This is a genomic window from Chlamydia serpentis (genome assembly GCF_900239945.1).
Taxonomy (GTDB): Bacteria; Chlamydiota; Chlamydiia; order Chlamydiales; family Chlamydiaceae; genus Chlamydia; species Chlamydia serpentis.
This window is the reverse complement of the sequence record NZ_LT993738.1, coordinates 695,434-714,763: the sequence shown is the minus strand read 5'-3', so window position 1 is coordinate 714,763 and position 19,330 is coordinate 695,434. Positions and strand designations below refer to the sequence as shown.

Genomic DNA, 19,330 nt, shown 5'->3' with positions numbered 1-19,330 from the left:
GTATTTTACTTGGTTATTTTTAATTAAATGCGGAATACTAGAAGAGCGTATTTTTACTAAATTAGCTTTGAAAGTCTCATCCTGAGATGATTAACTTTGGAGGGTACGCGTGATGAAAAAGTTGATCGCTTTGATAGGAGTGTTTCTCGTCCCCATAGAGGGTAATCTTAATGGGGAGCACAACCTGCATACTGCCGCTTTACAACTGTCTAAAGGAAAATGTAGTTTGTTTTTTCTTCAAGATGTTTTTCCAGTGCACGAAGTTATAGAGCCTATTTCTCCAGACTGCCTGGTGCACTATGAAGGATGGGTTTAACCTTTGTAATGAAAAAATAAGAAGATCTATGTTTCTGTTTTAGTTTTGAAGCAAACTTCTTAATAAAGAATTTTAAGAATGTATTTGTAATATTCAGATTACATATTTTTCTTCTAATACTTCGTTACAAAAACCATAAGCTAACATATAATCAAAGCGATGCTAAATGACCTTTCTTAAAGGAGAAGCAAAGTTATGTCTGAGCGCTAATAGGTTTAGACTTGGGCAAAGAGAGGCGTTAACTAAATTCTAAATACTCCATCATTTAAGAATTGTAATCATTTTGAGAGAAGAGATCACGTGACTGGAACTCTCCCTAAAGGGGTTTTTGATATATTTCCTTATCTTTCGGATGCCAAGCAATTATGGCGACATACCTCGTTTTGGCATAGTGTTGAGAAAGTTATTCATCAAGTATGTATGCTTTATGGATTTTCTGAAATTCGTACTCCTGTTTTCGAAAAATCAGAAGTATTTTTACATGTTGGAGAAGAGAGCGACGTTGTTAAGAAAGAAGTGTATTCTTTTTTAGATAGAAAAGGTCGTTCTATGACCCTGCGACCTGAAGGAACAGCTGCTGTTGTTCGTTCTTTTCTGGAGCACGGATCTTCTCATCGTAGTGATAATAAGTTTTATTATGTTCTTCCTATGTTTCGCTACGAACGTCAGCAAGCAGGTAGGTATCGTCAACACCATCAATTTGGTGTTGAAGCTATTGGTGTCCGTCATCCCCTAAGAGATGCCGAGATCCTCGCTTTGTTCTGGGATTTCTACAATCGTGTCGGTCTCCAATATATGCAAATCCAGCTCAATTTTTTAGGTGGTAGCGAAACAAGATTTCGATACGACAAGGTTCTACGCGCGTATTTAAAAGAGTCTATCAATGAGTTGTCAGCATTAAGCCAGGAAAGATTTTTAACCAATGTTTTGCGTATTTTAGATTCAAAGGAACCTGAGGATCAGGAAATTATTCGTAAGGCGCCTCCAATTTTAGACTATGTTTCTGACGAGGACCTAAGGTATTTTAATGAAATTTTAGATGCCCTGAGAATTTTAGAAATACCCTATGTTATTAATCCTCGTTTAGTGCGCGGCCTAGACTATTATTCTGACTTAGTTTTTGAAGCAAATACTACTTTTGAAGGCCATGCTTATGCTTTAGGAGGTGGAGGCCGTTATGATGGTTTGATATCAGCTTTTGGAGGTCATGCTCTTCCTGCATGTGGATTTGGTATTGGTCTAGAAAGAGTGATCCAAACATTATTAGCTCAAAAGCGTATTGAGGCACGATTTCCTCATAAATTACGCTTAATTCCCATGCAGCCAGATGCTGATCAATTCTGTTTGGAATGGTCTCATCATTTACGACAGCTAGGAATTCCTACAGAAATAGACTGGTCTCATAAAAAAATAAAAGTAGCTTTAAAAATAGCAAGTGCCGAACAAGTTTCTTTTGTTTGCTTAGTTGGTGAACAGGAATTAATTTCTCAGCAATTAGTTGTTAAAAATATGTTTTTGCGTCAAGAATTCTCTGGGTCAAAAGAAGAGATAGAGCAAAGGTTGTTATATGAAATACAGAACGCATCATTGTAATGAATTGACAACGAGTCATCTAGGCTCGAATGTTCAGTTGTCAGGGTGGGTGCATCGTTATCGTAATCATGGAGGTGTTGTCTTTATAGATTTACGAGATCGTTTTGGAATTACGCAGATTGTGTGTCGCGAAGATGAACAGCCAGGATTACACCAACATTTAGACGTAGTGCGTGCTGAATGGGTTCTTTCTATATGTGGAAAAGTATGTGCCCGTCTTCCGGGTATGGAAAATCCTAATTTAGCCACAGGAAACATCGAGGTTGAAGTTGAAAGCTTTGAGGTATTGTCTAAATCTCAAAATTTGCCTTTCTCTATTTCGGATGATCACATTAATGTTAATGAAGAATTGCGTTTAGAGTATCGCTATCTAGATATGCGTCGTGGAGATATTCTTAAGAAATTGATTTGTCGTCATGAGGTGATGCTTGCCTGTCGTAATTATATGGATGCAGAAGGATTCATCGAAGTTGTGACTCCTATATTGGGCAAGTCGACCCCTGAAGGGGCTAGAGATTATCTTGTGCCATCTAGAATTTACCCTGGAAAATTTTACGCTCTACCCCAGTCTCCACAGCTTTTCAAGCAACTTCTAATGGTTGGGGGGTTAGATCGTTATTTCCAAATAGCGACTTGTTTTAGAGATGAAGATTTGCGAGCAGACCGTCAGCCTGAGTTTTCCCAAATAGATATTGAAATGAGCTTTGGGAATTCTGAGGACCTATTCCCTATTATAGAAAAATTAGTCTCTACATTGTTTGCTACACAGGGCATAAATATCTCATTGCCTTTAGCTAGAATGACTTATCAAGAAGCTAAAGATGCCTATGGCACAGATAAACCAGACCTAAGATTTGATCTTAAACTGAGAGATTGTCGACAATATGCAGAGCAATCGTCGTTTTCTATTTTCCTAGATCAGTTGGCTCAAGGAGGCATTGTGAAAGGTTTTTGTGTTCCTGGTGGGGCAAATATGTCTCGTAAACAACTTGATGGTTATACTGAATTCATAAAACGTTATGGTGCTATGGGCCTGGTCTGGATTAAAAAACAGGAAGGACAAGTAGCTTCAAATATTGCTAAATTTATGGCAGAAGAAGTTTTTAATGAAATGTTTGCTTATTTCGAAGCTCAAGACCAGGATATTTTGCTCTTGATAGCAGCTCCTGAATCAGTTGCTAACCAATCTTTAGATCATTTACGTAGGTTGATTGCCAAAGAACGCAAATTGTATAGTGATGATCAATTTAGTTTTGTTTGGATCACAGATTTCCCTCTTTTTTCTTTAGATAATGGCAATTTTGTGGCGGAACATCATCCGTTTACAGCTCCTCTGGAAGAGGATATTCTTTTGCTAGAGACCGATCCTTTAGCAGTACGATCCTCAAGTTATGATTTAGTCCTCAATGGATATGAAATTGCATCAGGATCGCAAAGGATTCATAGTCCAGAATTGCAAAGTAAAATCTTTACAATTTTAAAAATGGATCCTAAAAGCATTCAGGAAAAATTTGGATTTTTCATAGAGGCTTTAAGTTTTGGAACTCCTCCGCATTTAGGAATTGCCCTAGGATTAGATCGTCTGATTATGGTCTTAACCGCTGCAGAGAGTATCCGTGAAGTAATTGCGTTCCCTAAAACACAAAGGGCGGCAGATCTTATGATGGATGCTCCTTCAGAAATTATGTCTTCGCAATTAAAAGAACTAAGTATTAAGGTAGCTTTTTGATATAATTTATAGTCACTTCGGGTATATAGCAATACAGCATTGCTTTACGATCAAAGATAGGAGAAGAAAGATGAACAGACGGTGGAATTTAGTTTTGGCAACATTAGCTGTGGCATTCTCTATCGTTTCTTGTGATGTACGTTCCAATGACAAAGACAAGAATGAAGAACCTCAAGTGGAACATAAAGAGAGTCAGGAAATGGAATTGTCTGATAATCAGAAATTATCAAGAACATTTGGTCATTTATTAGCTAGGCAATTGCGTAAGTCAGAAGATGTTTTTTTTGATATTGCAGAAGTCGCAAAGGGATTACAGGCAGAATTAATTTGTAAGAGTGCTCCTTTAACAGAAGTAGAGTATGAAGAAAAAATGACAGAAGTGCAAAAGTTAATTTTTGAAAAAAAATCAAAAGAAAATCTTTCACTAGCGGAAAAATTTTTAAAAGAAAACAGTAAGAATGAGGGCGTTGTTGAGGTTCAACCCAATAAATTGCAATACAAAATTATTAAGGAAGGTGTAGGCAAAGTTCTTTCTGGAAAACCTGCAGCTTTACTTCACTATAAGGGTTCATTCATCAATGGCCAAGTATTTAGTAGTTCGGAAGGAAACAACGAGCCTATACTGCTTCCTTTAAATCAGACAATTCCTGGCTTTGCTTTAGGTATGCAAGGCATGAAAGAAGGAGAAACTCGAGTACTTTACATTCATCCTGATCTTGCTTATGGAACTGCAGGACAATTACCTCCAAATTCTTTGTTGATTTTTGAAATTAGTTTAGTTCAGGCTTCAGCAGATGAAGTTGCTGCTGTTGTGCAAGAAGGAACTCAAGGTGAATGAGGGTAGTTCTTTACTGTCCCGATATTCCACAAAATACTGGGAATATCGGCAGAACTTGCGTAGCCCTAGGCGCTGAACTTGTTTTGGTTCGGCCCCTCGGTTTTTCTTTACTTGATAAATTCGTAAAGCGTGCAGGAATGGACTACTGGGGAAAAGTCCAATTAACAGTAGTCGATTCTCTAGAAGAAGCTCTAAAAGATATCCCCGAAGATTATATTTTTTGCCTTTCTACAAAGGGATCCGCGCTTTATACTGAGGCAGCATTGCCCTATTTGGGAACATATGTTTTCGGATCGGAATCTAAAGGATTGCCCGAAGAGACTATAAAAAAATATTATAAGAACTGCTTTCGTATCCCTATGCACCCTAGGATTCGTTCTTTAAATTTGGCCACTAGCGTAGGGATTATTTTATACGAAGTAGTAAGACAAGACTCATTGAAATTACAATGTTAGGAAACCCACGACTGTATGTCGTGGGAAAATAATGTAGACTTTTAAGCGTGGCTATTAATAAGTTTCGTTAGAAATTCTTTATCTTTAAGACCTACTACTCGATTTACCTCTTTCCCATCCTTAAAAAGAATCAAAGTAGGAATTGAGGTTACTTCATACTTTTCTGCAGGGGCGCTGTTCTCATCAATATTAATTTTCCCAATAGTGATATGAGGAAGTTCCATAGCAAGATTTTCTAATACAGGGGTGAGCATCCGACAGGGACCACACCATTCTGCAAAGAAATCAACGAGAACAAGTCCCGATGCAATAAAAGAGTCAAAATTTTCACTTGATATGATTTTTACCATAAGTTTCCTTCTCGAATTATTGTCCCTGGTATTTTCCTGCAGCTAAGAAGACTTGAACTTCCATGAGCATCAGCTCACTAGAACCTGAATCTAGCGCGTCTACCAATTTCGCCATAGCTGCATTTCATGAAATTGTAGACTATAGATAATAAAAAACAAAGAACAGGACATCATTTTTTTCAATACGCATTGTTGTGACCTTTATGTTCAACATAATTCTCTGCTCTGATAATATTCCTGATTTAACTTCGGCTAAGGCAACTCGTGCTCGGTTGCATTCCTTTTATGAGTGGTTTGCTTGAACACGTTAAGTCATTAACTGAGAAAGGATAGACATGGATATTTCTGGAGCAGTCAAGCAGAAACTTTTGCAGTTTTTGGGGAAACAAAAAAAACCGGAATTGTTGGCAACATATCTTTTTTATCTTGAACAGGTTTTAAGCCTTCGTCCTGTGGTTTTTGTTCGCGACAAGATAATTTTTAAAACTCCAGAAGACGCAGTGCGTATTCTTGAACAAGATAAAAAGGTTTGGCGCGAAACAGAAATTCGAATTTCCTCAGAGAAACCTCAAGTAAATGAGCATACCAAGCGTATTTATATTTGCCCATTTACTGGTAAAGTATTCGCTGACAACGTGTACGCTAACCCTCAAGACGCAATTTATGACTGGCTCTCTTCATGCCCTCAAAATGTGGAGAAGCAAGGTGGAGTGCGAATCAAGCGGTTTCTTGTTTCTGAAGATCCTAATGTGATAAAAGAGTACGCGGTCCCTCCAAAAGAACCTATTATAAAAACTGTCTTTGCTTCAGCCATTACAGGTAAATTGTTCCATAGCTTGCCCTCCCTTTTAGAGGACTTTGTCTCTGGCTATTTGCGACCTATGACTTTGGAAGAAGTACAGAATCAAACTAAATTTCAATTAGAAAGTTCTTTCCTTTCTCTGTTGCAGGATGCATTAGTGGAAGATAAAATTGCAGCATTTATAGAAACTTTAGCAGACGATACAGCTTTTCATGTGTATATTAGTCAATGGGTAGATACAGACGAATAAGCCATTCTTCTCAAGATACTGTGTTATTAGGAGCTCTATTAGGAGAGGTTCTTTCCCCAGGAGTTGTTTTGCTTCTATTTGGTGATTATGGAGCAGGTAAGACAGAGTTTGTGCGTGGTGTGGTCTCTGGGTATCTTGGAGATGCTGTTGCAGAAGAAGTCGCTAGTCCTTCGTTCTCTATGCTACATGTTTATGGTAACCAGTCGCGAAGGTTCTTTCACTACGATCTTTATCGGATTGATAAGGAAAATCAGGGCTATATTTTCCAAGACACAGAAGAAAACGATGTCTTGTGTATTGAGTGGGCTGATCGGATTCCTGTACCGCAATTTCGTGAAGTAATAAACATCTACATCACAGTGTTGCCAAGCTTTGAAAGAGAAATTACTATAAAGGGGCCTCAACTATTATTCTCAGCAATATCGTCATATGCCAACATCCTAGAATGAGGCATAGGATTATAATAATAGCACAACTTATTTCGAATAGGCTCACCACCTATTTGCAAAGGAAAAACATATCCGTTGGCAAAAAATCGCATAGGAAATTCAATAAAAATATTAACCATAATAAAAATCCCTCTCCAGTAAATAGAGGGGAGTCAAAACAAATATAGAGGAAGTAGAAGAAAATTATGACTTTATTAAAAGATACGGTTTTTACTTGCCTAGATTGTGAAATGACAGGTCTAGATGTAAAAAAGGATCGTATTATTGAAATTGCTGCAGTTCGCTTCACTTTCGACAGCATAATTAGTTCAATAGAATTTTTAATTAATCCCGAACGTGTTGTGTCGGCGGAATCAGAGAGAGTACACCATATTTCTAATGCTATGTTGAAAGACCAGCCTAAACTTGCTGAGATCTTTCCTCAAATTAAAGCATTTTTTAAAGAAGGCGACTACATTGTAGGACACAGTGTAGGCTTTGATTTACAGGTTCTTTCTCAAGAAATGGAAAGAATCGGGGAGACTTTTCTATCTAAATATACCATTATTGATACACTCCGGTTGGCAAAAGAATATGGAGACAGCCCTAACAATTCTTTAGAGTCTCTAGCAGTGCATTTCAATGTTCCCTATGATGGCAATCATCGTGCAAGAAAAGATGTAGAAATCAATATTAATATTTTTAAACATCTCTGTAAACGTTTCCGAACCCTAGAACAATTAAAACAAGTTTTAGCTAAGCCTATTAAAATGAAATACATGCCTTTAGGAAAACATAAGGGACGATGTTTTTCAGAAATTCCCCTTGCTTATCTCCAGTGGGCATCAAAAATGGATTTTGATTCTGATCTTCTTTTTTCTATTCGTCACGAAATAAAACATAGACAAAAGGGCACTGGATTTTCACAAGTGAACAATCCTTTTATGGAACTATGATTAATAGGGGAAGAAAAACAATTAGACATTTGAGAACGCTAACAAATAAAACAATGTTTTTTCTTGCTTAGCGAATGGCTTGATTTTCTTTGATATGACCGATACTATCGCAACCAAGAATACCCTTTTTTCAAGAGAGTCTCTGATGCTGAAGAAAAAACCGGTCTCGTTTAGCTGTATTGACGGACATGTCTATAAGATTTTCCCTAACGATCTTAATACCAATAATACTGTGTTTGGGGGATTATTAATGAGTTTGCTTGATCGTCTAGCTTTAGTAGTTGCAGAACGACATACAGAATGTATTTGTGTCACTGCTTTTGTTGATGCTCTACGCTTCTATGCTCCTGCATACATGGGAGAAAATCTTATTTGCAAAGCGGCAGTAAATAGAACATGGCGTACATCGCTAGAAGTGGGAGTTAAAGTTTGGGCAGAAAATATTTATAAGCAGGAGCGCCGTCATATTACTTCAGCATATTTTACCTTTGTTGCTGTAAATCAGCAAAATCAGCCCAGCCCTGTGCATAAGATTGTTCCAGAGACTCCTGAAGAAAAACGTCGGTACGATGAAGCAGATCGACGTCGTCAAGGACGACTTCGTATGAATAAGTAAGGAGAGAATGTGCTACGAATCTTTTGTCTTGTTTCTTCTTGGTGCCTTCTTGCTTTTGCTCAACCAGATTTAAGTCGATTCGTTTCAATAGTAGGAGTAGCTTGTGGGTATGGGTTACTTTGGTATGGCTTAGAACCATTTAGACAACGCTCCCTATCCTTATCTACTCTTTTTATATTATGTTTTTTTTGGACAATTACAATAGAAGGTATCCATTTTTCGTGGATGCTTTCAGATCAATATGTGGGCAAGTTAATATATCTGGCATGGCTTGTCTTAATTAGTATCCTAGCCCTCTTATTCTCAGGTTTTTCCTGCCTTTTGATCACGATTATGCGTAAAAAACAAACAGCTCTTTTATGGAGTCTTCCTGGTGTATGGGTCGCTATTGAGATGATTAGATTTTACGGTATCTTTTCTGGAATGTCCTTTGATTATCTAGGTTGGCCTATGACAGCTTGTGCCTATGGGCGACAGTTTGGAGGATTTTTAGGCTGGGGAGGACAAAGCTGTGTTGTTGTGGCAGTAAATATTAGTTTTTACGCTTTATTATTGAAAAAGCCGTGTGCTCGGATGTTATGGTTAACTACGCTTGTTTTGCCCTACGCGATTGGGGGTGTCCATTATGAATATCTTCAGCGAATTTTTAAACAAGATAACAGGGAAATTTGTGTTGCTGTTGTTCAACCCGCGCATCCCCCACTGCGCCCCAAACTTCAACGTCCCACGGTAATCTGGGAGCAACTCATACAAATAGTATCTCAAATAGAACAACCTATAGATTTACTTGTTTTCCCAGAAGTTGTTGTTCCTTTTGGAAGCCATAAGCAAGTCTATCCATACCAAGACTGTTTGCCTTTACTAGCATCTTTTGCGCCACTGCCTGATGGCAAGGAATTTTTGTCAAATAGTGATTGGATACGTGCTCTTACACAGTATTTTAATTGCTCTGTAATTATTGGTTTGGAGCGGTGGGAAAAAAAAGACTCCTCTTTATATTGGTATAACTCTGCAGAATTGATGTCACAAAAAGGCATTTCAATAGGTTACGATAAACGTATTCTTGTCCCTGGTGGAGAGTATATCCCAGGAGGTAAATTTGGAACCCTAGTCTGTAAAAAAATATTTCCTCAGTACTTGCTTAGATATAAAAGGCTCCCTGGGACACGTTCTGGAGTCATATGTGCTCCAGATCTACCTCGTATAGGTGTCACTATTTGCTACGAGGAAACGTTTGGTCATCGTTTGCGTTCCTATAAGAAACAAGGCGCTGAACTCCTTGTTAATCTAACTAACGATGGTTGGTATCCTCAATCACGGCTTCCTAGAGTGCATTTCTTACACGGAACTTTAAGAAATCAAGAATTTGGAATGCCTTGCGTACGGGCTTGCCAAACTGGAGTTACAGCAGTTGTTGATTCTTTAGGTAGAGTCCTTAAGACCCTGCCCTATGATACTAGGCAAACCCAAGCTCCTTCAGGAGTTTTGCAAGCTTCTTTGCCTCTATTTAATTATAAAACCCTTTATGGCTGTTTTGGAGATTTCCCTATGATTTTTATTGCATTATGTGCAGTCAGTTATCTAGGAGGATTCTTAGGATATCGCTTGCTTGCTAAAAAAGAAATTCGATAATATACAGAGACTCGTTGTCAGGTTTTTAAATGTTAGAACGAACTCAAAGAACGTTAAAGCGAGCAGTTCGCTATTCTGGAGTAGGAATTCACCTAGGGAAGTCCTCTACTCTTACTTTGCAACCTGCACAAGCAAATACCGGGGTTATTTTCCAACGGCCTGGACCCTCAGGTAATTGTCACGAAGTCCCGGCCTTACTAGATCATGTCTATAATACAGGAAGAAGTACAACATTATCTCAAGGCAATGTTGTCGTAGCTACTGTTGAACACCTTATGGCAGCATTGCGATCTAATAATATAGATAATGTAGTTATACAATGTAGTGGCGAAGAAATTCCTATAGGCGATGGCAGCTCGAATATCTTTATAGATTTAATTGACGAAGCTGGTATTTGTGAACAAGAAGATAAGGTTTCGATTGCTAGACTATCGTATCCTGTATATTATCAATACCAGGACATTTTTTTAGCAGCATTTCCCTCGGATGAACTGAAAATTTCCTATACGCTACATTATCCGCAAAGCTCAACAATAGGAACTCAATATAAGTCTTTGGTAATTACTGAAGAGTCGTTTCGACAGGAAATTGCTCCTTGTAGAACATTTGCTCTATATAACGAGTTATGTTTTTTGATGGAAAGAGGATTAATTGGCGGTGGGTGTTTGGATAATGCTGTGGTTTTTAAGGATGATGGTATTATTAGTAGAGGGCAACTAAGATTTGCTGATGAGCCAGTAAGGCATAAAATATTGGATTTAATTGGAGATCTTTCTTTAGTGGGCAGGCCTTTTGTTGCACATGTATTAGCTGTTGGCTCTGGACATTCTTCCAATATTGCTTTTGGTAAGAAAATTTTAGAAGCATTAGAATTATAAAGAAGAAATAGATGAATCCACCCTCTGTCATAAAATTACGTGAATTACTAGACTTGCTTCCCCACAGATATCCTTTTTTGTTGGTGGATAAGGTTTTATCTTATGACATCGATAAGCTTAGTATTACGGCACAGAAAAATGTCACAATAAATGAGCCTTTTTTTATGGGGCATTTTCCTAATGCGCCTATTATGCCCGGAGTCTTGATATTAGAAGCCTTAGCGCAGGCCGCTGGTGTCTTGCTAGGCTTAGTTCTAGAAAATGATAAAAGTAAGCGTATAGCATTGTTTTTAGGGATACAAAAAGCTAAGTTTCGTCAAGCTGTTCGTCCTGGAGATGTACTTACCTTACACGCAGATTTTTCTTTAATATCATCGAAAGGAGGTAAAGCTTTGGCACAGGCACGTGTAGATTCACAATTAGTGACCGAAGCAGAGCTGAGCTTTGCTCTGGTAGATAAGGAATCCATATAATCACGGAGAGACATGGCGAACATTCACCCAACTGCAATTATTGAGCCCGGAGCTAAAATTGGAAAGGATGTTGTTATTGAACCGTATGTTGTTATCAAATCTACGGTAACCCTTTGTGACAACGTTGTTGTTAAATCATATGCATATATCGATGGAAACACTACAATAGGTAGGGGTACTACAATATGGCCCTCTGCAATGATAGGGAATAAGCCCCAAGATTTAAAATATCAAGGGGAAAAGACCTACGTTATTATTGGTGAGAATTGCGAAATTCGAGAATTCGCTATCATTACTTCCTCAACATTTGAAGGAACAACAGTTTCAATCGGGAATAATTGCTTAATTATGCCTTGGGCTCATGTTGCCCATAATTGTACTATTGGGAATAACGTGGTTTTAAGTAATCATGCTCAACTTGCAGGACATGTGCAAGTAGGTGATTACGCCATTCTTGGTGGAATGGTTGGTGTGCACCAATTTGTGCGTATCGGAGCTCATGCTATGGTCGGAGCTCTGAGTGGGATTCGCCGCGATATCCCTCCTTATACAATAGGTAGTGGAAACCCTTACCAGCTGGCTGGAATTAATAAGGTGGGTCTTCAGCGAAGACGGGTGCCTTTTACTACTCGATTGGCTCTTATTAAAGCTTTTAAAAAGATTTACCGTGCTGAGGGTTGTTTTTTTTCAGCTCTAGAGGAAGCTCTAGAAGAGTTTGGTGACATTCCCGAGGTAAAGCATTTAATTGATTTTTGTCAGAGTCCTAGTAAACGAGGCATTGAACGCGGTATAGATAAACAAGCTTTTGAAGAAGAGATTGTAAGTAAAGAAGGAGCTTTGATTGAATCTTAAGGTTGTCTATTTCGGCACGCCCACATTTGCAGCCACAGTTTTAAAGGACTTGCTTGATCAGAAAGTCCAAGTTGTAGGTGTTGTTACCCGGGTTGATAAGCCTCAAAAAAGGTCAGCTCAACCTATTCCTTCTCCTGTTAAAACTGTAGCTTTAACTCATCATTTGCCATTGCTCCAGCCCAGTAAAGCCTCGGATCCGCAATTTATTGAAGAGCTTCGGACCTTTGGTGCCGATGTATTTATTGTTGTTGCTTACGGAGCTATTCTCCGTCAGGTAGTGCTCGATATTCCCCGTTATGGTTGTTATAATCTGCATGCAGGACTTTTGCCTGCATATCGCGGTGCTGCGCCTATACAACGCTGTATTATGAATGGAGCTACAGAGTCTGGAAATACTGTAATCCGTATGGATGCAGGAATGGATACAGGTGATATGGCAAATACGACCCACGTTTTGATACATTCTGATATGACGTCAGGAGAGCTAGCGGCAATTCTTGCGTCACAGGGCGCTGGAGTTTTAATAAAGACTTTGCGACAGATTGAATCAGGGGATTTGCAACTGGTGAGTCAAAATCCTGCCTTAGCGACAATCGCATCAAAACTATCTAAGGAGGAAGGACAAGTTCCCTGGGATAGACCTGCTAAAGAGGCTTATGCTCATATACGAGGGGTTACCCCAGCGCCAGGAGCTTGGACCTTTTTCTCTTTTTCTGCAAAAGCGCCGAAGCGCTTGATGATTCGTAAGGCCTCTCTTTTAGCAGAAGAGGGAGGATATGGACCACCTGGAACTATTGTTGTAACAGATAGGCAAGAGCTTGCTATTGCCTGCTCTGAAGGAGCCATTTGCTTGCACGAAGTGCAGGTAGAAGGGAAGAGTTCTATGAGCTCAAAATCCTTTTTAAACGGTTATCCAGCGGCAAAAATAGAAATAGTGTTTAAATTAAATAATTAACTTTATAAAAAGTTTTTGTTTTCTATTATTTAAACTAAATTAAGCCGTTTTATGTTATTATAGATTCTGCTTTTTTTAAGCCTTGTAAGGAGGTAACAATGTCAACTAACGCAATTAGATTGGCCGGAAGTGCTTCAGCTAGAATGCTGCTCCCTATTTTCCAACAGCAACCAGCTTCTCAATCCTGTGCTGCCAAAGGAGCGCACTGTTTTAAGCAGTTTTTTACAAGCCCTACTAATAAATTGGCGCGCTTTGTTGGGAACACGAAAAGTTTAGATAAGTGTTTTAAACTTGGTAAGGCTGTTTCAGAGTGTGCTGTAGGAATAATTGAAGACATAGGGGTAACAGGAGATCCATTAACTGCCGCTCAAAATACCCAAAAAGCGTTAAAGACAGCACGAGAGGTTATTGCTCTAGCTAATGTATTGAATGGGGCTATCCCATCCATCGTTAATTCTAGTCAAAGATGTTATCAATATACATCCAAAGCCTGGGCATTAGGAAATAATGAACAAACGTACGAAGATCCTCAACCATATAACAAAATGTTGCTAAATCGAAGTGATTATCTATGGGCTGCTGCTAAAGAGGCAAGTATTGCGATCAGCGCTACGACCTACTCGACAACGTTTGGTATTTTACGTCCGCTAATGTTGATCAATAAGCTCACACCCAGACCGTTTTTAGACAAAGCAGTCTCTCATAACTTTGGAATGGCTGTGGCTGGAATTATGGCTATAAATCACGTTGCAGGAGTTACTGGGGGCGCTTGCAACCTAGTTTTAGAGCAAAGAATGTATAGACGAGCTAAAGAATCATTACACGCAGAGACAAGTGGTCTTGATAATGACGCATTGTTGAGCGCCGAAAGAGGATTACGTGCAGAACATACCGCTGTTATAAAAAATAGTGTTTTAACTATGATTGAAAAAGCGCTAGAACTTGTTGTTGACGCAATTAAATTCATTCCTTTACCAATTACAACTGCTTGTGGTGCCGCACTTTCTGGGGCCTTTACTGCAGCATCCTCAGCTGTGGGCTTATATGCCATATGGCAAAGAACAAAGTCGGGTAATTAACTCAATTTATTATTTCTTTTTAAAGAAGTCGTTTCTAAAAAATCTTTTTTGAGGCGACTTCTTCTTTTTATAAATAAGAATTTCTTAAGAATCGTTTATCTTTGATTTCTTAGTATCTAGAGTACTTTTCCTATTGTAAAAATCTTTCCCCTCTGATAACCTGTCCCTTTATTTTCTTAAGGGAAAACTTCCTTTTCTTTTTAGAGAATTCGATAAGTAAAATACTAAGCAGATTTGTTTCGTTGTTCCTTAAAAGAGGAAGACAAATCATTATTATTAATGGATAGGTTTATGCGGTCTCATATTAGTGTGATGGGAAAAAAAGAAGGGATGATTCACATCTTTGATAAAGATGGGTCCTTAGTCGCTTGCTCAGTGATTCGCGTTGAGCCCAATGTTGTCACCCAAATAAAGACTAGAGAACGTGACGGATATTTCTCTTTGCAGATGGGTTCAGGGGAAGTCTGTGGCCCTTCTCAAACAATAGAAAAACGTTTTAGTAAACCAAAACTCGGGCATTTGCGTAAAGCAGGTGGTCGAGTTTTTCGCTTTCTGAAAGAAGTTCGATCTCCAGAATCCGCTCTTGAAGGAGTGTCTTTGGGAGATGCTTTTGGATTAGAGGTTTTTGAGAGCGCCTCTGCTGTTGATGTCCGTGGAGTTTCAAAAGGAAAAGGTTTTCAAGGTGTGATGAAAAAATTCGGTTTTCGTGGTGGCCCAGGGAGTCATGGATCGGGATTTCATCGTCATGCAGGTTCTATAGGAATGCGATCCACTCCTGGACGTTGCTTCCCGGGAAGCAAGCGTCCTAGTCATATGGGTGCTGAGAACGTTACCGTAAAAAATTTAGAAGTAATAAAAGTAGACTTAGAAAAAAAGGTGTTGCTGGTTAGGGGTGCCATTCCTGGTCCAAGGGGCTCTATTGTTATAGTAAAACATTCTTCTAGGGTTTAGGGGAAGGACAGAGGTAATACAGAGAGGGCTTAATGGTTTTATTATCAAAATTTGATTTTTCAGGAAATAAAATAGGCGAAATTGAAATAACAGACGCTTTGTTTGCGGATGAAGGCGATAGCCTTCAGTTAATAAAAGATTATATTGTTGCTATTCGCGCGAATAAAAGACAGTGGTCTGCGTGCACCAGAAATCGTTCTGAAGTGAGTCATTCTACCAAAAAGCCTTTCAAACAAAAAGGAACGGGAAATGCTCGTCAAGGATCTTTGGCCTCTCCTCAGTTTCGTGGAGGTGGAATAGTTTTTGGGCCCAAGCCTAAATTTAATCAACATGTGCGGATAAATCGCAAAGAAAGAAAAGCAGCGCTTAGGCTTTTATTGGCTCAAAAAATTCAAACAAACAGACTGACTGTTGTTGATGATTCAGTATTTATAGCTGCTTTAGCAGCTCCTAAAACTCAATCAGCTCTAAAATTTTTAAAAGATTGTAATGTCGATTGTCGTAGCATTTTGTTTGTTGATCATCTAGATCATGTGGAAAAAAACGAAAATTTAAGACTGAGCTTGCGTAATCTAACTGCAGTTCGAGGTTTTGTTTATGGTATAAACATCAATGGATATGATTTGGCGTCTGCTCATAATATCGTTGTTTCTACAAAAGCTTTAGAGCAGCTTGTTGAGCGCCTTGTTTCTGAAACGAAAGATTAAGAGGGAATTTTAGGATATGAAAGATCCTTATGATGTAATCAAGCGTCACTACGTAACAGAAAAAGCTAAAATGTTAGAACATTTAAGCGCTGGAGATGGGAAGGGCAAGAAAAAAGGGGCTTTTTCTAAGGACCCTAAATTTGTGTTTATAGTTGCTTATGATGCAACAAAGCCATCGATTGCCCAAGCTTTAGAGGCAATTTATGCTGATAAAAAGGCAAAAGTAAAAAGTGTGAACACTATAAATGTGAAGCCTCAGCCTGCTCGTATGTTTCGAGGGCGTCGCAAAGGAAAGACCTCAGGATTTAAGAAAGCTATTGTAACTTTCTATCAAGGGCGCTCTGTTGGATAATTTATTAGAGAGAAAAAAACATGTTTAAAAAGTTTAAGCCGGTAACTCCAGGAACAAGGCAGTTAGTTCTACCCGCTTTTGATGAGTTAACAACGCGTGGTGAGTTGCGCGGGACTAAGTCTAAAAGAAGTCTTCGTCCTAATAAAAAACTCTCTTTTTTCAAGAAGAGTTCTGGTGGAAGAGATAACTTAGGGCACATCTCTTGTCGTCATCGTGGAGGAGGCGTAAAAAAGTTATATAGGCTTGTTGATTTTAAGCGTAATAAAGATGGGATCACTGCAAAAGTAGTTACCATAGAATATGACCCTAATCGTTCTGCATATATTGCTCTCCTAAACTATGAGGATGGAGAAAAGCGTTATATTCTTGCTCCTAAAGGGCTTCAGCGTGGTGACTTAGTAGTTTCTGGAGAAGGAAGTCCTTTTAAGCCTGGATGTTGCATGACTTTAAAAAGTATACCTCTAGGATTGTCTGTTCACAATATTGAAATGCGGCCTTATTCTGGAGGGAAGCTTGTAAGATCGGCTGGACTGGCTGCTCAAGTTATAGCTAAATCCTCTGGGTATGTTACTTTAAAAATGCCTTCAGGTGAATTTCGCATGTTGAATGAGGGATGTAGAGCTACCATTGGTGAAGTTTCAAATGCTGACCATAACTTGCGCGTGGATGGTAAGGCTGGAAGAAAACGTTGGATGGGTGTTCGTCCTACAGTTCGCGGGACTGCAATGAACCCAGTGGATCACCCACATGGCGGTGGAGAAGGTCGTCATAATGGATATATTCCACGTACGCCCTGGGGTAAAGTTACAAAAGGTTTAAAAACACGCGATAAGCGTAAAAGTAATAAATGGATTGTTAAAGATCGTAGGAAATAGGGATTATGAGTAGATCGTTAAGAAAAGGTCCGTTTGTTGATCACCACCTCCTAAAGAAAGTGCGTGCAATGAACACTGAGGAGAAAAAAGCTCCTATCAAAACATGGTCTCGTCGTTCAATGATTACTCCTGAAATGATTGGTCATACGTTTGAAGTTCATAATGGAAAAAAGTTTCTAACCGTATTTGTCTCAGAAACTATGGTAGGTCACAAATTAGGAGAGTTTTCTCCCACAAGGATATTTAAAAGTCATCCTGTCAAGAAAGGGTAAGTCTAAAGGAGACATAGCATGTTTAAAGCGACCGCCCGGTATATTCGGGTACAACCTCGCAAGGCTAGATTGGCCGCTGGGCTTGTGAGAAATTTAAGCGTTCAAGAAGCCGAGGAGCAGCTGGGATTTTCTCAGTTAAAGGCTGGAAGATGTTTGAAAAAGGTTTTAAATAGCGCTGTAGCTAATGCTGAACTGCATGAAAACATAAAGCGTGAAAATTTAAGTATTATAGAAGTTCGAGTAGATGCGGGGCCTGTCTATAAGCGATCTAAATCAAAAAGTAGAGGAGGGCGCTCTCCCATTTTAAAGCGCACCAGTCACTTGACTGTTATTGTTGGTGAAAAGGAGCGATAAAAGGGAAGAAGATCATGGGTCAGAAAGGTTGTCCAATTGGATTTCGTACAGGAGTTACAAAAAAATGGCGTTCTCTTTGGTATGGAAATAAGCAAGAGTTTGGGAAGTTCCTTATAGAGGATGTCAAAATTCGAGAGTTTTTAAGAAAAAAGCCTTCATGTCAAGGGGCAGCTGGATTTATTGTCCGTCGTATGAGTGGCAAAATTGAAGTTACTATCCAAACGGCTCGCCCTGGGTTGGTTATTGGAAAGAAGGGGGCTGAGGTTGATCTGCTTAAGGAAGAACTTAAAGTGCTTACTGGAAAAGAAGTCTGGTTAGAAATTGCAGAAATTAAACGTCCCGAATTAAATGCAAAATTAGTAGCTGATAACATTGCAAAACAAATAGAACGTCGTGTGTCTTTCAGACGCGCTATGAAAAAAGCAATGCAGTCAGTAATGGATTCTGGAGCTATTGGGGTGAAAATCCAAGTTTCAGGAAGACTAGCAGGAGCCGAGATTGCTCGTTCCGAATGGTACAAAAATGGTCGTGTCCCGCTTCACACACTGAGAGCAGACATTGATTATGCTACAGCTTGTGCAGAAACTACCTATGGAATCATTGGTATAAAAGTTTGGATTAATCTTGGCGAAAATTCTGTTGCGACTGTTAGCAATCCTGCAAATCCTCCCGCACCCTCTGCAGCTGCTTAAAGTTGTAAATAAGGATATGTGAATTATTATGTTGATGCCTAAACGAACAAAATTTCGTAAGCAACAAAAAGGACAATTTGCAGGATTAAGCAAAGGAGCTACGTTTGTAGACTTTGGAGAGTATGCAATGCAAACTCTTGAGCGTGGTTGGGTTACTAGCCGCCAGATTGAGGCCTGCAGGGTTGCTATCAATAGATATTTAAAACGCCGGGGAAAAGTATGGATTCGTGTTTTTCCCGATAAAAGTGTAACAAAAAAACCCGCAGAAACCCGGATGGGTAAGGGTAAGGGTGCTCCAGATCATTGGGTAGCTGTCGTTCGTCCAGGGCGCATATTATTTGAAGTTGCAAACGTTTCTAAAGAAGATGCTCAAGACGCTCTAAGAAGAGCTGCTGCGAAACTAGGAATAAAAACACGTTTTGTTAAGCGAGTGGAAAGGGTTTGAAGTATGGCTGTTAAAAAGGATTTGTTGAAACAATTAAGAGCGAAAAACGACGACGATTTGGATTTGTATATTCATGAGAATAAAAAGGCTCTGTTTGCTCTAAGAGCTGAAAGTTTATTACAGAATAAAGTTGTAAAAGTTCATATGTTTTCTATGCACAAGAAAAACATTGCTCGAGCTCTCACAGTAAAACAAGAAAGAAAAGGTAAAGTCCATGGCTAGTGAACCAAGAGGCGCTAGAAAAGTTAAGATCGGTGTTGTTGTCTCGTCAAAAATGGAAAAAACAGTTGTTGTTCGAGTAGAAAGAGTATTTTCGCACCCTCAGTATCTTAAAGTAGTGAGAAGTTCAAAGAAATATTATGCTCACACTGAATTAGAAGTGTCAGAGGGAGATAAAGTTAAAATTCAGGAAACAAGACCTTTGTCTAAGCTGAAAAGATGGCGCGTAATAGAACGTGTTGGCGCGATAAGTTAGCAACA

Annotated in this window: 26 protein-coding genes and 1 tRNA gene; 25 read left to right on the top strand and 2 right to left on the bottom strand. The window is 39.0% G+C overall.

Features of this window, described 5'->3' with window-relative positions:
* Positions 1 to 112 precede the first annotated feature (112 nt).
* The 5 genes from C834KP_RS03130 (at position 113) to C834KP_RS03110 (ending at position 4,931) form a co-directional block, all read left to right on the top strand.
* Positions 113 to 316 carry a hypothetical protein gene (locus C834KP_RS03130; RefSeq protein ID WP_108896729.1) on the top strand — a complete coding sequence of 68 codons (204 nt, stop codon included), beginning with the start codon at positions 113 to 115 and terminating at the stop codon, positions 314 to 316.
* 300 nt (positions 317 to 616) lie between these two features.
* Positions 617 to 1,909: a histidine--tRNA ligase gene (gene hisS / locus C834KP_RS03125; protein ID WP_108896728.1), complete on the top strand. Its 1,293-nt coding sequence runs from the start codon at positions 617 to 619 to the stop codon at positions 1,907 to 1,909.
* Complete coding sequence (gene aspS, locus C834KP_RS03120) at positions 1,884 to 3,638, top strand: aspartate--tRNA ligase (RefSeq protein WP_108896727.1); 1,755 nt, start codon at positions 1,884 to 1,886, stop codon at positions 3,636 to 3,638. Before hisS ends, aspS begins: the two co-directional genes overlap by 26 nt.
* Before the next feature lie 70 nt (positions 3,639 to 3,708).
* Positions 3,709 to 4,476 carry an FKBP-type peptidyl-prolyl cis-trans isomerase gene (locus C834KP_RS03115; protein WP_108896726.1) on the top strand — a complete coding sequence of 256 codons (768 nt, stop codon included), beginning with the start codon at positions 3,709 to 3,711 and terminating at the stop codon, positions 4,474 to 4,476.
* Positions 4,473 to 4,931: a tRNA (cytidine(34)-2'-O)-methyltransferase gene (locus C834KP_RS03110; protein WP_108896725.1), complete on the top strand. Its 459-nt coding sequence runs from the start codon at positions 4,473 to 4,475 to the stop codon at positions 4,929 to 4,931. The genes C834KP_RS03115 and C834KP_RS03110 overlap by 4 nt, the downstream gene beginning before the upstream one ends.
* Positions 4,932 to 4,972: 41 nt before the next feature.
* Here C834KP_RS03110 and trxA read toward each other — a convergent pair whose 3' ends face one another.
* Positions 4,973 to 5,323 (bottom strand): thioredoxin, encoded by a 351-nt coding sequence (trxA, locus tag C834KP_RS03105; protein ID WP_420808684.1) that lies wholly within the window; start codon positions 5,321 to 5,323, stop codon positions 4,973 to 4,975.
* A tRNA-Leu gene (locus C834KP_RS03100) sits at positions 5,319 to 5,402 on the bottom strand. Before C834KP_RS03100 ends, trxA begins: the two co-directional genes overlap by 5 nt.
* A 214-nt stretch (positions 5,403 to 5,616) precedes the next feature.
* Between C834KP_RS03100 and C834KP_RS03095 the strand changes: the two genes are divergently transcribed.
* The 20 genes from C834KP_RS03095 to rpsQ all read left to right on the top strand — a co-directional run bounded on the left by C834KP_RS03095 (position 5,617) and on the right by rpsQ (position 19,325).
* Positions 5,617 to 6,333, top strand: coding sequence for a DUF2709 domain-containing protein (locus tag C834KP_RS03095; RefSeq protein ID WP_108896723.1), 717 nt, complete (start codon positions 5,617 to 5,619; stop codon positions 6,331 to 6,333).
* Positions 6,312 to 6,782: a tRNA (adenosine(37)-N6)-threonylcarbamoyltransferase complex ATPase subunit type 1 TsaE gene (gene tsaE / locus C834KP_RS03090; RefSeq protein WP_108896722.1), complete on the top strand. Its 471-nt coding sequence runs from the start codon at positions 6,312 to 6,314 to the stop codon at positions 6,780 to 6,782. Before C834KP_RS03095 ends, tsaE begins: the two co-directional genes overlap by 22 nt.
* A gap of 185 nt (positions 6,783 to 6,967) precedes the next feature.
* On the top strand, positions 6,968 to 7,717 hold the full coding sequence (locus tag C834KP_RS03085; RefSeq protein ID WP_108896721.1) for a putative quorum-sensing-regulated virulence factor: 750 nt from the start codon (positions 6,968 to 6,970) through the stop codon (positions 7,715 to 7,717).
* A gap of 145 nt (positions 7,718 to 7,862) precedes the next feature.
* Complete coding sequence (locus tag C834KP_RS03080; protein WP_108896720.1) at positions 7,863 to 8,333, top strand: acyl-CoA thioesterase; 471 nt, start codon at positions 7,863 to 7,865, stop codon at positions 8,331 to 8,333.
* A gap of 9 nt (positions 8,334 to 8,342) precedes the next feature.
* The gene (gene lnt / locus C834KP_RS03075; RefSeq protein ID WP_108896719.1) at positions 8,343 to 9,965 is read left to right on the top strand and encodes an apolipoprotein N-acyltransferase; all 1,623 of its coding nucleotides are present in this window, start codon (positions 8,343 to 8,345) and stop codon (positions 9,963 to 9,965) included.
* 29 nt (positions 9,966 to 9,994) lie between these two features.
* A complete protein-coding gene (gene lpxC / locus C834KP_RS03070) occupies positions 9,995 to 10,843 on the top strand; it encodes a UDP-3-O-acyl-N-acetylglucosamine deacetylase (RefSeq protein ID WP_108896718.1) in 849 nt (282 codons plus the stop codon).
* Positions 10,844 to 10,854: 11 nt separating this feature from the next.
* Positions 10,855 to 11,316, top strand: a complete 462-nt coding sequence (fabZ, locus tag C834KP_RS03065) for a 3-hydroxyacyl-ACP dehydratase FabZ (protein WP_108896717.1) — start codon at positions 10,855 to 10,857, stop codon at positions 11,314 to 11,316.
* Positions 11,317 to 11,328: 12 nt separating this feature from the next.
* Positions 11,329 to 12,168, top strand: a complete 840-nt coding sequence (gene lpxA, locus C834KP_RS03060) for an acyl-ACP--UDP-N-acetylglucosamine O-acyltransferase (protein WP_108896716.1) — start codon at positions 11,329 to 11,331, stop codon at positions 12,166 to 12,168.
* Complete coding sequence (fmt, locus tag C834KP_RS03055; RefSeq protein ID WP_108896715.1) at positions 12,158 to 13,123, top strand: methionyl-tRNA formyltransferase; 966 nt, start codon at positions 12,158 to 12,160, stop codon at positions 13,121 to 13,123. Before lpxA ends, fmt begins: the two co-directional genes overlap by 11 nt.
* Before the next feature lie 98 nt (positions 13,124 to 13,221).
* On the top strand, positions 13,222 to 14,202 hold the full coding sequence (locus tag C834KP_RS03050) for a CT529 family inclusion membrane protein (RefSeq protein ID WP_108896714.1): 981 nt from the start codon (positions 13,222 to 13,224) through the stop codon (positions 14,200 to 14,202).
* 291 nt (positions 14,203 to 14,493) lie between these two features.
* Positions 14,494 to 15,153, top strand: coding sequence for a 50S ribosomal protein L3 (gene rplC, locus C834KP_RS03045; RefSeq protein WP_108896713.1), 660 nt, complete (start codon positions 14,494 to 14,496; stop codon positions 15,151 to 15,153).
* A gap of 32 nt (positions 15,154 to 15,185) precedes the next feature.
* On the top strand, positions 15,186 to 15,860 hold the full coding sequence (rplD, locus tag C834KP_RS03040) for a 50S ribosomal protein L4 (RefSeq protein WP_108896712.1): 675 nt from the start codon (positions 15,186 to 15,188) through the stop codon (positions 15,858 to 15,860).
* A 16-nt stretch (positions 15,861 to 15,876) separates the two neighbouring features.
* The gene (locus C834KP_RS03035) at positions 15,877 to 16,212 is read left to right on the top strand and encodes a 50S ribosomal protein L23 (RefSeq protein WP_108896711.1); all 336 of its coding nucleotides are present in this window, start codon (positions 15,877 to 15,879) and stop codon (positions 16,210 to 16,212) included.
* Positions 16,213 to 16,232: 20 nt separating this feature from the next.
* Positions 16,233 to 17,087, top strand: a complete 855-nt coding sequence (rplB, locus tag C834KP_RS03030; protein WP_108896710.1) for a 50S ribosomal protein L2 — start codon at positions 16,233 to 16,235, stop codon at positions 17,085 to 17,087.
* A 5-nt stretch (positions 17,088 to 17,092) separates the two neighbouring features.
* Positions 17,093 to 17,359, top strand: a complete 267-nt coding sequence (gene rpsS / locus C834KP_RS03025) for a 30S ribosomal protein S19 (protein ID WP_108896709.1) — start codon at positions 17,093 to 17,095, stop codon at positions 17,357 to 17,359.
* An 18-nt stretch (positions 17,360 to 17,377) separates the two neighbouring features.
* A complete protein-coding gene (gene rplV / locus C834KP_RS03020; protein ID WP_108896708.1) occupies positions 17,378 to 17,713 on the top strand; it encodes a 50S ribosomal protein L22 in 336 nt (111 codons plus the stop codon).
* 14 nt (positions 17,714 to 17,727) lie between these two features.
* Positions 17,728 to 18,405 (top strand): 30S ribosomal protein S3, encoded by a 678-nt coding sequence (gene rpsC / locus C834KP_RS03015; RefSeq protein WP_108896707.1) that lies wholly within the window; start codon positions 17,728 to 17,730, stop codon positions 18,403 to 18,405.
* A 28-nt stretch (positions 18,406 to 18,433) separates the two neighbouring features.
* On the top strand, positions 18,434 to 18,850 hold the full coding sequence (gene rplP, locus C834KP_RS03010) for a 50S ribosomal protein L16 (RefSeq protein ID WP_108896706.1): 417 nt from the start codon (positions 18,434 to 18,436) through the stop codon (positions 18,848 to 18,850).
* Positions 18,851 to 18,853: 3 nt separating this feature from the next.
* On the top strand, positions 18,854 to 19,072 hold the full coding sequence (gene rpmC, locus C834KP_RS03005; protein ID WP_108896705.1) for a 50S ribosomal protein L29: 219 nt from the start codon (positions 18,854 to 18,856) through the stop codon (positions 19,070 to 19,072).
* A complete protein-coding gene (gene rpsQ, locus C834KP_RS03000; RefSeq protein WP_108896704.1) occupies positions 19,065 to 19,325 on the top strand; it encodes a 30S ribosomal protein S17 in 261 nt (86 codons plus the stop codon). Before rpmC ends, rpsQ begins: the two co-directional genes overlap by 8 nt.
* Positions 19,326 to 19,330: the final 5 nt, after the last annotated feature.

What these genes read in the sequence shown, in the direction of transcription:
- lpxC (WP_108896718.1), top strand. Translation starts at nt 9,995, where the DNA reads ATGTTAGAACGAACTCAAAGAACGTTAAAGCGAGCAGTTCGCTATTCT.
- rplP (WP_108896706.1), top strand. Translation starts at nt 18,434, where the DNA reads ATGTTGATGCCTAAACGAACAAAATTTCGTAAGCAACAAAAAGGACAA.
- C834KP_RS03085 (WP_108896721.1), top strand. Translation starts at nt 6,968, where the DNA reads ATGACTTTATTAAAAGATACGGTTTTTACTTGCCTAGATTGTGAAATG.
- rplC (WP_108896713.1), top strand. Translation starts at nt 14,494, where the DNA reads ATGCGGTCTCATATTAGTGTGATGGGAAAAAAAGAAGGGATGATTCAC.
- C834KP_RS03110 (WP_108896725.1), top strand. Translation starts at nt 4,473, where the DNA reads ATGAGGGTAGTTCTTTACTGTCCCGATATTCCACAAAATACTGGGAAT.
- rplD (WP_108896712.1), top strand. Translation starts at nt 15,186, where the DNA reads ATGGTTTTATTATCAAAATTTGATTTTTCAGGAAATAAAATAGGCGAA.
- C834KP_RS03130 (WP_108896729.1), top strand. Translation starts at nt 113, where the DNA reads ATGAAAAAGTTGATCGCTTTGATAGGAGTGTTTCTCGTCCCCATAGAG.
- C834KP_RS03035 (WP_108896711.1), top strand. Translation starts at nt 15,877, where the DNA reads ATGAAAGATCCTTATGATGTAATCAAGCGTCACTACGTAACAGAAAAA.
- tsaE (WP_108896722.1), top strand. Translation starts at nt 6,312, where the DNA reads ATGGGTAGATACAGACGAATAAGCCATTCTTCTCAAGATACTGTGTTA.
- aspS (WP_108896727.1), top strand. Translation starts at nt 1,884, where the DNA reads ATGAAATACAGAACGCATCATTGTAATGAATTGACAACGAGTCATCTA.
- lpxA (WP_108896716.1), top strand. Translation starts at nt 11,329, where the DNA reads ATGGCGAACATTCACCCAACTGCAATTATTGAGCCCGGAGCTAAAATT.
- C834KP_RS03095 (WP_108896723.1), top strand. Translation starts at nt 5,617, where the DNA reads ATGGATATTTCTGGAGCAGTCAAGCAGAAACTTTTGCAGTTTTTGGGG.
- C834KP_RS03080 (WP_108896720.1), top strand. Translation starts at nt 7,863, where the DNA reads ATGCTGAAGAAAAAACCGGTCTCGTTTAGCTGTATTGACGGACATGTC.
- rplV (WP_108896708.1), top strand. Translation starts at nt 17,378, where the DNA reads ATGTTTAAAGCGACCGCCCGGTATATTCGGGTACAACCTCGCAAGGCT.
- rpsC (WP_108896707.1), top strand. Translation starts at nt 17,728, where the DNA reads ATGGGTCAGAAAGGTTGTCCAATTGGATTTCGTACAGGAGTTACAAAA.
- rpmC (WP_108896705.1), top strand. Translation starts at nt 18,854, where the DNA reads ATGGCTGTTAAAAAGGATTTGTTGAAACAATTAAGAGCGAAAAACGAC.
- rpsS (WP_108896709.1), top strand. Translation starts at nt 17,093, where the DNA reads ATGAGTAGATCGTTAAGAAAAGGTCCGTTTGTTGATCACCACCTCCTA.
- rpsQ (WP_108896704.1), top strand. Translation starts at nt 19,065, where the DNA reads ATGGCTAGTGAACCAAGAGGCGCTAGAAAAGTTAAGATCGGTGTTGTT.
- fabZ (WP_108896717.1), top strand. Translation starts at nt 10,855, where the DNA reads ATGAATCCACCCTCTGTCATAAAATTACGTGAATTACTAGACTTGCTT.
- rplB (WP_108896710.1), top strand. Translation starts at nt 16,233, where the DNA reads ATGTTTAAAAAGTTTAAGCCGGTAACTCCAGGAACAAGGCAGTTAGTT.
- C834KP_RS03050 (WP_108896714.1), top strand. Translation starts at nt 13,222, where the DNA reads ATGTCAACTAACGCAATTAGATTGGCCGGAAGTGCTTCAGCTAGAATG.
- C834KP_RS03115 (WP_108896726.1), top strand. Translation starts at nt 3,709, where the DNA reads ATGAACAGACGGTGGAATTTAGTTTTGGCAACATTAGCTGTGGCATTC.